General features: G+C 69.5%; 14 protein-coding genes. 7 read left to right on the forward strand and 7 right to left on the reverse strand.

Features of this window, described 5'->3' with window-relative positions:
• The first annotated feature begins 78 nt into the window (after window positions 1-78).
• From OG210_RS15585 to OG210_RS15595, 3 genes are all read left to right on the forward strand, one after another.
• Window positions 79-1,431: a serine/threonine-protein kinase gene (locus OG210_RS15585; protein ID WP_371537082.1), complete on the forward strand. Its 1,353-nt coding sequence runs from the start codon at window positions 79-81 to the stop codon at window positions 1,429-1,431.
• A gap of 36 nt (window positions 1,432-1,467) precedes the next feature.
• Entirely contained in the window at window positions 1,468-2,472 is a 1,005-nt protein-coding gene (locus OG210_RS15590) for a bifunctional lytic transglycosylase/C40 family peptidase (RefSeq protein ID WP_328328581.1), read from the forward strand.
• A gap of 239 nt (window positions 2,473-2,711) precedes the next feature.
• A complete protein-coding gene (locus OG210_RS15595; RefSeq protein ID WP_371537085.1) occupies window positions 2,712-3,416 on the forward strand; it encodes a phosphatase PAP2 family protein in 705 nt (234 codons plus the stop codon).
• 81 nt (window positions 3,417-3,497) lie between these two features.
• Here OG210_RS15595 and OG210_RS15600 read toward each other — a convergent pair whose 3' ends face one another.
• The 3 genes from OG210_RS15600 to OG210_RS15610 form a co-directional block, all read right to left on the reverse strand.
• Window positions 3,498-4,487 carry a YihY/virulence factor BrkB family protein gene (locus OG210_RS15600; RefSeq protein ID WP_371537088.1) on the reverse strand — a complete coding sequence of 330 codons (990 nt, stop codon included), beginning with the start codon at window positions 4,485-4,487 and terminating at the stop codon, window positions 3,498-3,500.
• A gap of 327 nt (window positions 4,488-4,814) precedes the next feature.
• On the reverse strand, window positions 4,815-6,422 hold the full coding sequence (locus OG210_RS15605; protein WP_371537091.1) for an FAD-binding oxidoreductase: 1,608 nt from the start codon (window positions 6,420-6,422) through the stop codon (window positions 4,815-4,817).
• Between the two features lie 234 nt (window positions 6,423-6,656).
• A complete protein-coding gene (locus OG210_RS15610) occupies window positions 6,657-6,821 on the reverse strand; it encodes a hypothetical protein (protein WP_371537094.1) in 165 nt (54 codons plus the stop codon).
• 100 nt (window positions 6,822-6,921) lie between these two features.
• On the opposite strand from OG210_RS15610, the gene OG210_RS15615 reads away from it, so the two are divergent.
• Window positions 6,922-7,743 (forward strand): hypothetical protein, encoded by an 822-nt coding sequence (locus OG210_RS15615; RefSeq protein WP_371537097.1) that lies wholly within the window; start codon window positions 6,922-6,924, stop codon window positions 7,741-7,743.
• A 107-nt stretch (window positions 7,744-7,850) separates the two neighbouring features.
• A complete protein-coding gene (locus OG210_RS15620) occupies window positions 7,851-8,081 on the forward strand; it encodes a hypothetical protein (protein WP_371537100.1) in 231 nt (76 codons plus the stop codon).
• A 210-nt stretch (window positions 8,082-8,291) separates the two neighbouring features.
• On the opposite strand, the gene OG210_RS15625 is transcribed toward OG210_RS15620, so the two are convergent.
• Window positions 8,292-8,639, reverse strand: a complete 348-nt coding sequence (locus OG210_RS15625) for a metal-sensitive transcriptional regulator (protein ID WP_371537103.1) — start codon at window positions 8,637-8,639, stop codon at window positions 8,292-8,294.
• 222 nt (window positions 8,640-8,861) lie between these two features.
• On the opposite strand from OG210_RS15625, the gene OG210_RS15630 reads away from it, so the two are divergent.
• Window positions 8,862-9,482 (forward strand): DUF47 family protein, encoded by a 621-nt coding sequence (locus tag OG210_RS15630; RefSeq protein WP_328328567.1) that lies wholly within the window; start codon window positions 8,862-8,864, stop codon window positions 9,480-9,482.
• A gap of 5 nt (window positions 9,483-9,487) precedes the next feature.
• On the forward strand, window positions 9,488-10,483 hold the full coding sequence (locus OG210_RS15635; RefSeq protein WP_328328565.1) for an inorganic phosphate transporter: 996 nt from the start codon (window positions 9,488-9,490) through the stop codon (window positions 10,481-10,483).
• Window positions 10,484-10,613: 130 nt separating this feature from the next.
• On the opposite strand, the gene pstB is transcribed toward OG210_RS15635, so the two are convergent.
• From pstB to pstC, 3 genes are read right to left on the reverse strand one after another with little or no spacing between them, the layout of a single operon-like run.
• Entirely contained in the window at window positions 10,614-11,390 is a 777-nt protein-coding gene (pstB, locus tag OG210_RS15640; RefSeq protein ID WP_328328563.1) for a phosphate ABC transporter ATP-binding protein PstB, read from the reverse strand.
• Window positions 11,391-11,414: 24 nt separating this feature from the next.
• Complete coding sequence (gene pstA, locus OG210_RS15645; RefSeq protein WP_328328561.1) at window positions 11,415-12,494, reverse strand: phosphate ABC transporter permease PstA; 1,080 nt, start codon at window positions 12,492-12,494, stop codon at window positions 11,415-11,417.
• The gene (gene pstC / locus OG210_RS15650) at window positions 12,491-13,486 is read right to left on the reverse strand and encodes a phosphate ABC transporter permease subunit PstC (protein WP_328328559.1); all 996 of its coding nucleotides are present in this window, start codon (window positions 13,484-13,486) and stop codon (window positions 12,491-12,493) included. The genes pstA and pstC overlap by 4 nt, the downstream gene beginning before the upstream one ends.
• Window positions 13,487-13,526: the final 40 nt, after the last annotated feature.

Here is a 13,526-nt window from a genome sequence, read left to right on the forward strand (position 1 = left end):
ACGGGCTGAGGCCGCGGGGTCCGCGGAACCGTCGGGTACCCCTTGATCGTGCTGGGCGGTGCTGAAACAGTTGGGCCAGTGGAAGCACTCAGACCTCAGGACCCGCTGCGGATAGGCGCGCACGCGCTGCTCGCCAGGCTCGGGGCGGGGGGTATGGGCCAGGTCTATCTGGGGCGTTCGCCCGGTGGGCGGCTGGTCGCGATCAAGGTCATCCGGGACGAGATCGCCGACCACCCCGAGGCGCTCGGCCGCTTCCGCCGTGAGGTCGAGACCGTACGGGCCGTGCGCAGCGCGTACACCGCGAACCTGATCGACGCCTCGCTGACCGCGCCGCCGTACTGGCTGGCGACCGAGTGCGTCTCCGGCCCGACGCTCGGTCATGCCGTACGCAGGCGTGGGCCGTTCCCGGTGGCGACCTGCCGTGGAGTGTTCGCGGGGCTCGCGCCCGGGACCCCCGGATTCGCCGCGCCCGAGGTCCTGATGACGAATCAGGTCGGACCGGCAGCCGATGTCTTCGCGCTGGGCTCGACGATGGCGTACGCGGCGACCGGGCGCGCGCCGTTCGGGGGCGGGCAGCCGGCCGGGATCGGCTACCGGGTGGTGCACGAGGACATCGACCTGGACGGCGTCGAGCCGGAGCTGGCCGAGCTGATCGGCCGCTGTGTGGCGAAGGACCCGGCGGCCCGCCCCTCTCTCACCGAGGTCATCGCCGTCGCGGCGGGGGTCTTCGTGGCCGTGCGGCTGATGCCGGGCGGGAACGGTTCCAGCGGTTCCCCCGCCGCGTCGGACACCGGATCAGGCAGGCCGTCCGGCAAGGGGTCGGGCCCGGCAGCCGACAAGGGGTCGGGTACGCCGTCGGGCAAGGTGCCCACGTACATCGCCGACAACCGGGTCTCCCTGGACAGCTGGGCGCTCTCCAAGGGGCCGGACGGGGCCTATGGCGTGGGCCAGTGCCGGACGTTCGGCGGTGAGTCGGACACCCCCGCGGAGTTCCAGACTTCCGTCACCAACGCGAGCTCCGAGTCGGACCCCTATGTGACGGACAAGGCGAAGATCGAGTTCCGCTTCAAGTACGCGGACATCGGCGGCAAGAAGCCGGACGGCGCGCCCTACTACGTCTCCGTCGGGGTCAAGTCCCCGGACGAGATCGACCCCGGCACGGGCAAGCCGTTCTCGAAGTCGATCTCCCCGATGAACAAGTCCGTCGGCTATACGAGCAAGCCCCTGGACGCCTACGCGCACTGGAAGACCGGTGGTTACGTCACGCTGACCTACCCGGACGACTTCGAGAACCACCCCGTGCGGGGGAGCGTCGAGGACAGCATCCCGGTTTCGGCCGACCCCGGTGACTGGACAGTCGTCTTCTATCACGTCAAATCAACCCCAACGGACTACGCCAGCATCAGCTGTTCGGGCTTCCGAGTGAAGTAGGCGGTGAACCGGGTCCGAATGGGGGAAGGTTGAGGGATGCGCAAAGTCTTGGTCATGGGCGGGATCGGGTTCGGGGCGAGTCTGGGCTTCATCGGCCTGCTCGTCGTCGGCACGTACTCCGCCGCGGCCGGAATCGAGAGCACCGGTTCCACCGTCGCGCTGGCCAAGGGCGCCGTGCCGGCGGCCTACCAGTCGATCGTGCAGAAGTGGGGCAACCTCTGTCCCGCCCTCAACCCGGCACTGCTCGCTGCCCAGTTGTACCAGGAGAGCGGCTGGGATCCGACGGCCAAGAGCCCGGCGAACGCGCAGGGGATGGCCCAGTTCATTCCCGGCACCTGGGCGACGCACGGTGTCGACGGCAACGGCGACGGCAAGAAGGACATCTGGGATCCGGCCGATGCGATTCCGTCCGCCGCGTCGTACGACTGCGAACTGGCCAAATACGTCAAGAACGTGCCCGGTGACGTCAGCGACAACATGCTCGCCGCGTACAACGCGGGTTCGTACGCCGTGATCCAGCACGGCGGGGTCCCGCCGTACCGGGAGACGCAGAACTACGTCAAGATCATCCGCACCCTCGAGAAGAGCTTCGCCAGGCCGGTCAACGGGGTGGCTCCCTCGCAGCAGGCCGCATCGGCCATCTACTACGCGCAGCAGAAGCTCGGTACGCCGTACCTCTGGGGCGGGACCGGCACCGCGGGGCAGGGCGGGCGGTTCGACTGCTCGGGGCTGACGCAGGCCGCGTACCACAGTGTCGGGATCACGCTGCCGCGAGTGGCCAACGACCAGTACAACGCCGGGGAGCATCCGTCCCGCGACCAGCTGCTGCCGGGGGATCTGGTGTTCTTCTCGAACGACCTCTCCAACTCCCGTGCCATCCACCACGTCGGGCTGTACGTGGGCGGCGGTTACATGATCGACGCGCCGTACACCGGGTCGGTGATCCGCTTCGACAAGATCGACTCACCGGACTACTTCGGGGCCACGCGCGTCACCCAGGATGGCGCAAAAGCACTCCCCAAAGTCGGATCGAAAGCCTGAGACCGTCCGTCGCCTGGCTTGAACTCACTGTGACACCGGCCCCTCTGAGCTGCGACGATGAGTCACTCTTCGATAACGGCCTGGTGATCTTTCGGTAGAGAGCGGAACGCCGTGGGTGTGCCGGGCGTTCCCTTGTCCGGGACACCTACAAGAGTGCGCACTGACCGCGGGGGTTGGTACAGCGGCTTACACGGACGTACGCCGCGCAGTGGAGCGAAGGCAAAGGCAAGGGGCAGCGAATGGCCGGGCTCGCAAGTGATGGGTCGAACCCCGATGTCCGGCTGCTCTACGACATCAACGGCCTCGCGAAGTCGGCCCCCGGCTGGGCGGACCGGGCCATGGAGTTCATCGGCGAGTACGGGATCCTGCTCGTGGTGGTGCTGCTGGTGCTGGGGTGCTGGTGGAGCGTGCGCAAGCGGCCGGACACCGAGTCGGCCGTGACGGCCGTCGCCGGGATCATCTGGGCACCGCTGGCCGCCGGGATCGCGGTTCTGGTGAACGTACCGATCCGGGGATTCGTCGCGCGGGCCCGGCCGTTCGTCGAGCACCAGGGGCTCGACGTGCTGGTGAAGGGCAAGACCGACTTCTCGTTCGTGAGCGATCACGCGACGCTGGCGATGGCGATCGGGGCCGGACTCTTCGTGGCGCACCGGAAGTTCGGGCTTGCCGCGATCGGGCTCGCGCTGGCCGAGGGGTTCTGCCGGGTCTTCATGGGCGTGCACTATCCGACGGATGTGGTCGGCGGGTTCGCGCTGGGGACGGCGGTGACGCTGCTGCTCTCGCCGTTCGCGATGGCGCTGCTGACCCCGCTGGTACGGGCCGTCGCGCGGTCCGAGCGGGGGCGGGTGCTGGTGCGGTCGCGGCGGGTGCGGACGGTGGCGGCTGCCGCGGTGGAGATTCCCGAGGCGCGGTCGGAGTCCGGGCGCAACGACCTGGCCGCGTGACAGGTTCGGCTACGGGTCGCCGGGCTGCGTGACGGGCTTCCTGGGTGCGGGGTTTCGGGGCTCCGCCGCGGGCCCCGGCCCTCAGTTGCCGGGCGGGCTTGGACGGGCGTCACTTGATTCTGCTGCGCGCGGCTGGGCTGGTGCCGAGTCGCGGGCGTAGCGCGTCAGTTCTGCGTTGAACTGGGCTCCTGCCAGCAGGGACAGGTTGGAGACCCAGAGCCAGACCATGAACACGACTACGCCAGCCAGTGATCCGTACAGCCTGCTGTACGTGCCGAATCCTGCCGCGTACGCCGTGAAGCCCGCAGACGCCGTCAGCCAGAGCAGCGAGGCCAGTACTCCCCCGGGCAGGCCGCGGTGGGTCGCTCGGGCCACGGGTGGGCCCGAGCGGAAGAGGAGCAGGACCAGCAGGGCCACACAGCACAGCAAGGTCGGCCACTTGAGCAGGTACCAGACGTCGGCCCCCGCGTTGCCCAGGCCCAGCGCGCGGCTCAGTGAGGTGGCCAGCGAGCCGCTGAGCACCAGGACGAGCGCGCTCACCACCAGCAGCCCGAGCAGGGCCACGGCCGTCAGCACGATGCGGTGCGCCTTGCTCAGAGCGGGGCGTTCGTCCTTGACCGCGTACATGGAGTGCAGAGCGCGGCGGAAGACCGCCAGGTAACTGGAGGCGGACCACAGCGCGCTGAAGGTAGCGCCGATCAGGACCGTCAGAGCGGCGGAGCGCCGGCCCGCCAGGTGGTTGAGTGCATGGTGCAGAGCGGTGCCGGATTCGGCGGGGGCCCAGGCGCTGACGTCGGCGATGATTTCGTCGGTCGTCGCGGGCGCGACCAGGCCGATGACGGAGATGGTGACCAGGAGCGCCGGGACCAGCGCGAGGATCGAGTAGTAGGTGAGGGCGGCGGCCCAGTCGGACACGTCGTCGTGCCACATGGAGACGGGGGTGCGGCGCAGCGCGGTACTCCCGCGTGACCAGGCGTCGGACACTGCGCGGTACCGCGTGCGGTGCACCGGGCGGGGGACCCACGGCGGGGCGGGGCTCTCGCTGGGCTCCGGTGCGGTCCGTCGCTCCATGCGCGCCTCTCTGCCGGCCGGTGTCGGCACACACCGCTGTCGGCGTCGGTGCTGATCGTGGTGTCGAACGTGGTTCTGGTGTGGGTGGTTGTCGGTTACACCTGGTCCCTGCCCCCGGCCTGGGGGTTTACCCCGGCTCGGACAGGGCTGTCAGGTGGCGCGGCGGGCGCGGCGTGCGGGTACACCGGTGCGGGCCTCGGGCGGTGGCGGATCCGGCGTCCAAGACGGTCGGCGCGTGACGTTCGCCGGGCTCGCGTGAGAACCGTCGGCGTGCCGAGGTGAGCTGCCGCCGCGCGTGCCATCGGACAGCGGTGCCCGCAGGCAACGTCAGAGCGCCTGCGGGAAGTCGAACAGCCGCTGCGGGTCGTACTGCTTCTTGAGCCCGGCGAGCTTCGGCGCCCCCGCCCCGTAGTACGCCGTCCGCCAGTCCGTCAGCTTCGGGTCGATGTAGTTCTGGTAGGCGCCCCCCGACGCGTACGGGCCCATCGCCCGGTGCGTGTCCCTGAGCCAGGACTGCTGGGCGGTGCCCGCGGTGCCGGGCTGCCAGGACGCGATGTACTGGGCCAGCACCCGTGAACGCCGGTGCACGAACGCCGTGGCCGAGGGGGAGACCCGGTTGATCGCACCGCCCAGCGCGGTGAGCGCGATCGAGCCCCCGCCCTGGCCGGTGCTCAGGCCGGTGAAGGCCTGGGTACTCGACAGCAGGGCGTCGACGCCGGCCGCGGGGAGCGTCCGGTCGTAGAAGTCCGAAGCGGCGGCGTACGTTTCGCGCCGCAGCGTTCCCGCGGTCCGGCGGCCGGGCGTCGGGCCCGGCAGATGGCACTGGTCCTCGCTGAGGCTCGCGCAGCCCGCGTAGACGAGCATCGCGTCCTCGTAGCCGCGCCTGCGCAGTGATACGGAACGGGCCGGGGCGCCCACCTGGTCGGCGAGGCGGTCGACCGCGTTCTGGAGGTCTCCGTACGTGCCCAGCGAGAACGCCGCGACGGAGACGCCCGGGGTGCCGCCGCCCGAAGCCGCTTCCAGGTGCGCCGACGACCAGATCTCGTCGGCCTGGTCGGGGCCCCACTTCTGCCAGGCGTCGATGACCGCGTGCGCCTTCGACCAGGGCCAGGACATATAGGCGGAGACGGTCTGCGGTGCGGCGTGCGTACGGAAGGTCATGGAGGTGACGACGCCGAAGTTGCCGTTGCCCGCGCCGCGCAGCGCCCAGAACAGGTCCTGGTTCTCCTTGGCACTGGCCGTCAGGCGCTTGCCGTCGGCCGTGATCAGGGTGGCGGAGGTGAGGCTGTCGCAGGTCAGGCCGTACGCACGGGAGGCGACGCCGTGGCCGCCGCCGAGGGTGAGCCCCGAGATGCCGACCGTGGGGCAGGAGCCGCCGGGGATGGCGCGGGAACTCCGGCCGAGGGTCTCGTAGATGTCGACCAGCTTGGCGCCCGCGCCGATCGTGCCGTCGGCGGATACCTGGGACAGCTTCGACACATCGATGACGAGGCGGCCGTTGCCGGACGACCAGCCGGCGTAGGAGTGTCCGCCGTTGCGTATCGAGACGGGTATGCGGTGCGCACGCGCGTAGGCGAGGCACTCACGGATGTCGTCCTCGCCCGCGATGTACGCGACGGCCGCGGGCTTCAGGCCGTCGTACCGGGTGTTGTAGAGCTGACGGGCCGTGGGGTAGTCGGCGTCGCCGGGGCGGACGAGTTTGCCGTCGAGCCCGTGGGCGAGCGCGGTCCAGTCTGCGGCCGCGCGCGGCAGGGAGCCGGAGCGTGCTGTGCCGGCCGGGGCGCTGCCGGTCGTGGTGCCGGCGGTGGTCGAGGCGGTCGTGGAGCCCGGCGGCTTCTGGTCTGAACTGCGCGGATTGCCCGAACTGTTCGTGTTGCGGCAGGCGGCGGCGGTGGCCAGGACGGGTATGGCGGCGAGCAGAGTACGGCGTTGCATGTGTGGACCTCCCGCGTACGAGACGTGCCGCCGGGGCGTACGGGTTCCATGAGTGACAGCCCGTTCGCTCACCGGGCCGCGGCGGCGGTGCCGGGCGGCCGGGCCGACGGTACGTCAGGCGGTCGGGTTTGCCCGGTGCCCGGTGCCCGGTGCCCGGTGCCCGGTGCCCGGTGCCCGGTGCCGGTGCCGGTGCCGGTGCCCGGTGCTCGATGGTCGATGGGGGTGGCCGGTGTCTCAGGCCCCGGCCGTGTGCTCCGCCGCGTCCGTACGGGCGCGTTCGCGTGAGCGGCGGGCCGGGCCGGCCCAGCCGCAGACGCAGCGGGCCGTGCAGAAGGAGCCGCGTTCGGAGGTCGTGGTGGCGTGCTGCCGGGTGTTCCGCAGGGGGTCGTCGTCGCGCACCCGTCCACGGTACTGGGGCGTGACGGGGGTTCACGGAAGTCGTTATCCGGAGCAGGAGGGCGCGGACGATTACTGGCCGGGCGTTGGGGGTTGGCAGGCGATGGTGGAGCAGTACAGAGGCAGGGCCAGGGCGCTCGCCGGTGCGGCGTTCGCGCTGGTGGGGGTGGTGGGGGCCGCCGGCTGTACGGCCGGGGCCGGGGCGTCGGCGGACGACCGGAACGGCGGCCCTGAGGCGCTGCGGGAGGCCGCGCACGTGCTGGCCGGGGCCGGCAGCTCCCGGGCCAGGACGGCCATGACGATGGCGACCGGCGGTACGCGGGTGACCATCCGGGGCACCGGTGGCTTCGACTTCAGACGGCGGAGCGGCCGGCTCCGGGTCGTCCTGCCCCCGGATGCCGCGGGGGCCGAGGAGCATCCGCCGATCACCGAACTCCTGACGCCCGCTGCGGTCTACATGAAGAACCGGGGCGCCAATGTGCCCGCCGGCCAGTGGGTCCGGATCGAGCCGGAGAAGCTCTCCGACGGGAATCTGGTGACCAACGGGGCGACCGATCCGCTGGTCGCGGCCGAGCTGCTGCGCGGGGCGCGCGCGGTGGCGTACGCCGGTACGGAGGAGCTGGCCGGGGCGCGGGTGCGGCACTACAAGGGGACCGCCGATCTGACGGTGGCCGCACGGAACGCGGCGCCGCAGGTCAGGGCGGTGCTGGCTGCGGCGGCGAAGGGGTTCGCCGGCCCCGGTGTGCCCTTCGACGCCTACTTCGACGCCCAGGGCCGGCTGCGCAAGGTGCGCGAGATGTTCAGCTTCGCCAACAAGGGGCAGACAGTTCAGGTGGCGTCGACGACGCTGCTCTACGACTTCGGCGCAGCGGTGGCCGTGACGCTGCCGCCCCTCGCTGACATCTACGCCGGAACCGTCGAGTAGGAACCGTCGAGTAGGAACCGTCAGGAACCAGTGGGAAATGGTCCGTCCGTGCCATGCGCGGCGTGTGCGCGTTTCCCTACGCTGGGAAGTCGGCTCAGAAAGGGGTGATGGCCATGGCCGGAGTGCTGACCATCCAGGACCGCATCGCCCTCGTCGAGATCGAACTGTGCGGAGAGTTGATGATCGCGGCCGCCGCTTCACTGGAGGAGCGGCTCAGCCAGGCCCGTATCGACGAGGTGCTGATGGTGAGGACCGCGCGGTCCACTCGGACCGCGCACCCGGAGGGGTGCGTCCGCGCCCGCCGGGACCGTGAACGTGGACATGAACACGAACGCTGAGCGGGCCCCGTAGCGGGAGAACGCTGAGCGGACCCGTAGCGGGAGGACGCCGTGTGGCCGGGCAGGGAGCCCCGGCCGCACTGCCCGGCTGCCCGGGTCGCCTTGGCTGCCTCGGCCGCCCCGGCCGTAGCGACCGATGGTTTTCAGCCACCGCGTGCCGCGGCCGCACCACCGCGCGCCCGACGGGTGCCACCGCTGGGCCGGGCGGCCTCAGGTGCGCAGGAGTCGGGCGATCGCCTTGGTGGCTTCCTCGACCTTCGCGTCGACCTCCTCGCCGCCGCGGACCGCGGCGTCCGCCACGCAGTGCCGCAGGTGCTCCTCCAGGAGCTGGAGCGCGAAGGACTGCAGGGCCTTGGTGGATGCCGATACCTGGGTGAGTATGTCGATGCAGTAGACGTCCTCGTCCACGAGCCGCTGGAGCCCGCGGATCTGGCCCTCGATCCGGCGCAGCCGCTTGAGGTGTTCGTCCTTCTGCTTGTGGTAGCCGTGCGCGACGGGCCCGGTGCCCGGCTCCTGGCCCGTACGGTCGGGCGCGCCGGCCGCCTCGGTGGTTGTCATCGCGTCCTCCCGTTGTGGAACCGTTGTGATGATGGCGACTCGTTGTCCAGAAAGGTTCTTGATACCCCTCGTGGGTATATAGTACCGATCCTTCCGAAAATCGGGGCGGGCCCCGTGCTGATCACTGTGCCCCATGGGCGACACTGAACAACGCCGGTTAGCCGTGGCCGGATGATGCGCCTAGCATCAGCCTGACCGAATCCAGAGCCCCGAGGACCCCACGTGCGCTTTCGTCTGACCCCCAGGGAGACGAGTTTCTACGACATGTTCGCCGCATCCGCGGACAACATCGTCACGGGCTCGAAGCTCCTCATGGAACTGCTCGGCGCGGACGCATCCGGCCGGGTCGAGATCGCGGAGCGGATGCGGGCAGCGGAGCACGCGGGGGACGACGCGACTCACGCGATCTTCCACCAGCTCAACTCCTCCTTCATCACGCCGTTCGACCGCGAGGACATCTACAACCTCGCCTCGTGTCTCGACGACATCATGGACTTCATGGAGGAGGCCGTCGACCTGGTCGTGCTGTACCAGGTCGAGGAGCTGCCCAAGGGTGTCGAGCAGCAGATCGAGGTGCTGTCCAGGGCGGCCGTGCTGACCGCTGAGGCGATGCCGAGCCTGCGGACCATGAACAACCTGACCGAGTACTGGATCGAGGTCAACCGGCTGGAGAACCAGGCCGACCAGATCCACCGCAAGCTGCTCGCGCACCTCTTCAATGGCAAGTACGACGCCATGGAGGTGCTGAAGCTCAAGCAGATCGTGGATGTGCTGGAAGAGGCGGCCGACGCGTTCGAGCACGTCGCCAACACGGTGGAGACCATCGCGGTCAAGGAGTCCTGAACCTCGTGGACACCTTCACTCTGATCGTGACCATCGCTGTCGCGCTCGGATTCACCTACACGAACGGCTTCCACGACTCCGCCAACGCCATCGCGACCTCGGTGTCCACCCGGGCGCTGACGCCGCGTGCGGCCCTGGCGATGGCCGCTGTGATGAACCTCGCGGGTGCCTTCCTGGGCAGCGGCGTCGCCAAGACCGTCAGTGAGGGGCTGATCGCCACGCCCACGGGGCAGAAGGGGATGGGCATCCTCTTCTCCGCACTGGTCGGTGCGATCGTCTGGAACCTGATCACCTGGTACTTCGGGCTGCCGTCCTCGTCCTCGCACGCCCTGTTCGGCGGACTGGTCGGCGCGGCGCTCGCGGGCGGCACGATGGTGCACTGGAGCGGGGTGGTCGAGAAGATCGTCATCCCGATGTTCCTGTCCCCGGTCGTCGGCCTGGTGGTCGGCTATCTGGTGATGGTCGCGATCCTGTGGCTGTTCCGCAAGGCCAACCCGCACAAGGCGAAGCGCGGATTCCGTATAGCTCAGACGGTCTCCGCCGCGGGTATGGCGCTCGGCCACGGTCTCCAGGACGCGCAGAAGACCATGGGTGTGGTCATGATGGCCCTGGTCATCTCGGGCCACGAGACCTTCAACGACGCGATCCCCGTCTGGGTCAAGCTGGTCTGCGCGCTGATGCTCTCGCTCGGTACGTACGCGGGCGGCTGGCGCATCATGCGGACCCTCGGCCGCAAGATCATCGAGCTGGACCCGCCGCAGGGCTTCGCGGCGGAGACCACCGGCGCCGCGATCATGTTCGGCTCGTCGTACCTCTTCCAGGCGCCGATCTCGACCACGCACGTCATCACCTCGGCGATCATGGGTGTGGGAGCGACCAAGCGCCCGCGCGCGGTGCGCTGGGGCGTGGCCAAGAACATCGTGCTCGGCTGGTTCATCACCATGCCGGCCGCCGCGGTCGTCGCGGCCCTCGCCTACTGGGTCGTCATGCTGATCTTCTGACGCCGTGCGTATCTTCTGATGCCGTGCGCACGCCCGTACGGCAGAGGGCCCGCCCCCCGGAATCCACGGGGGGCGGGCCCTCTTTCTGCCTTGCGGTGGCACCGCCATGCAGCACCGCAAGCCGTGGCGTCTATCCGAAGCGCCCCGAGATGTAGTCCTCGGTCGCCTGGACTGACGGGTTCGAGAAGATCCGTTCGGTCTCGTCGATCTCGATGAGACGGCCCGGCTTGCCGACCGCCGAGAGGTTGAAGAAGGCCGTGCGGTCCGAGACGCGCGCCGCCTGCTGCATGTTGTGCGTCACGATGACGATCGTGAAGCGCTCCTTCAGCTCGCCGACCAGGTCCTCGATGGCGAGGGTGGAGATCGGGTCGAGCGCGGAGCACGGCTCGTCCATCAGCAGGACCTGCGGTTCGACCGCGATGGCGCGGGCGATGCAGAGCCGCTGCTGCTGGCCGCCGGAGAGCCCGGAGCCGGGCTTGTTGAGGCGGTCCTTGACCTCGTTCCAGAGGTTGGCGCCCCGGAGCGACTTCTCGACGATGTCGGTCAGCTCGCTCTTGCGGTACGAGCCGTTCAGGCGCAGGCCCGCCGCGACGTTGTCGAAGATCGACATGGTCGGGAAGGGGTTCGGGCGCTGGAAGACCATGCCGACCGTACGGCGTACGGCGACGGGGTCGACGTTGCTCCCATACAGGTTCTCGTCGTCCAGCATCACCTTGCCCTCGACGCGGCCGCCCGGGGTGACCTCGTGCATCCGGTTGAGGGTGCGCAGGAAGGTCGACTTGCCGCAGCCGGACGGGCCGATGAAGGCCGTCACCGAGCGGGGTTCCACGGTCATCGAGATGTCCTCGATGGCCTTGTGGGAGCTGTAGTACGCGGTCAGGCCGCTGATGTCGATTCGCTTGGCCATGAAAATCAGCTTCTTCCGTCGGCCTCAGCGGCCGGTCTTCGGTGCCTTCCAGCGGGCTATGCCGCGGGCGACGAGGTTCAGGATCATGACGAAGGCGATCAGCACCAGTGCCGCTGCCCACGCCCGGTCGATCGCGGGCGGCTCGCCGAGCTTGTACTGCTCGAAGATGTAGTACGGCAGGGAGGACTGGCCGTCCTTGAACGGGTTGGTGTTGATCATCTGGCTGCCGAACACCAGCAGCATGATCGGCGCGGTCTCCCCGGCGATGCGCGCGATGGCCAGCATCACACCGGTGGTGATACCGCCGATCGCGGTCGGCAGGACGACCTTGAGGATCATGCGCCACTTCGGTACGCCGAGGGCCAGCGCGGCTTCGCGCAGCTCGTTCGGGACGAGCTTGAGCATCTCCTCGGTGGAGCGGACCACGACCGGCATCATCAGGATGGTCAGCGCGAGCGAGCCCATCAGGCCCGAGGGCGCGGTGTCGGTCATCAGCATGATCGACAGGATGAACAGGCCGGCGACGATGGACGGGATGCCGGTCATGACGTCCACGAAGAACGTCACGGCCCTGGCCAGCGCGCCCTTGCCGTACTCCACCAGGTAGACGGCGGTCAGCAGGCCGACCGGGACGGCGATCACCGTGGCGATGCCGACCTGCTCCACGGTGCCTACCAGTGCGTGGTAGACGCCGCCGCCCTGGTCGGATGAGAGGACGCCGACCATCGAGTGGGTGAGGAAGTTGATGCTGAGGTCCTTGACCCCGTGGCCGACGGTCGTCCAGAGCAGCGAGAGCAGCGGGATGACGGCCAGGATGAAGCAGACCCAGATGATGCTGGTGGCGAAGCGGTCCTTGGCCTGGCGCTTGTTCTCGACCAGCGCGGTGGTGACGTAGGAGAGCGCGAGGAAGGCGACGACGGCGATCAGGCCCCACTGGACCTTGCTGCTGAGTCCCGCGGCGGTGCCGGTGCCCACACCGATCACGATCGCGGCGGCGGCGAAGCCGGCCGGAGCCCAGCGGGGGAGGCTGCGTGCGCTGAGGCTCGGAGTTCCCTGCACGCGCGGGGTCTGCTCCTGCCCGGTCTCTACGGCTGTGTCGCTCATGCGTTGGCCCCCGAGTACTCCTTGCGGCGGGCGATGATCAGCCGGGCCGCGCCGTTCACGAGCAGGGTCAGGACGAAGAGGACCAGACCGGACGCGATCAGGGCGTCACGCCCCAGCGGGTTGGCCTCGTCGAACTTCGCCGCGATGTTCTGGGCGAAGGTGCCGCCGCCCGGGTCGAGCAGGTGCAGCGACATCACGTAGCTGGGGGAGAGGACCGTGGCGACGGCCATCGTCTCGCCGAGCGCGCGGCCCAGGCCGAGCATCGAGGCCGAGATGACACCGGAGCGTCCGAACGGCAGCACGGAGAGCCGGATGACCTCCCAGCGGGTGGCGCCGAGGGCCAGCGCGGCTTCCTCGTTCATCCGCGGGACCTGGAGGAAGACCTCCCGGCTGACGCTGGTCACGATCGGCAGGATCATGATCGCCAGCAGGATGCCCACGGTCAGCATGTTCCGCGAGACGCCGGGCTGCGTCTGGTCGAAGATGTACGTCCAGCCGAAGTACTGGTCGAGCCAGACGTTGAGGCCGCCGAGGTAGGGCACCAGGATCAGGGCGCCCCAGATGCCGTAGATGATGCTCGGCACCGCGGCCAGCAGGTCCACCACGTACGCGAGTGTGGTGGCCAGCCTGCGCGGCGCGTAGTGCGAGATGAAGAGCGCGATGCCGACGGCGACAGGGACCGCGATGACCATCGCGATGACCGAGCTGATGACGGTGCCGACGAGCAGGACCGCGATGCCGAAGACCGGCGGTGTCTGCGAGGGCAGCCAGTCGAACGTCGTGAGGAAGTTGCCCTGGTCCTTCGAGATGGCGATGGAGGCGCGGTAGGTGAGGAACCCCGCGATCGCTGCCATCACCACGAGGAGCAGGACGCCCGAGCCTCTGGTGAGGCCCATGAAGACCCGGTCGCCCAGCCGGCCGGTGGACTGGCCGGACGGGGTGTCGAGGGGGGTTTCCGGTGGAGGGGTGTCTATCTGTGTGGTGGTAGCCATGGTGGTCTTTCCGGTCTGTGTGGGGGAGCCGCGGCTCCCC

Source organism: Streptomyces sp. NBC_00466, from assembly GCF_041433995.1.
In the GTDB taxonomy this organism is placed as follows: domain Bacteria; phylum Actinomycetota; class Actinomycetes; order Streptomycetales; family Streptomycetaceae; genus Streptomyces.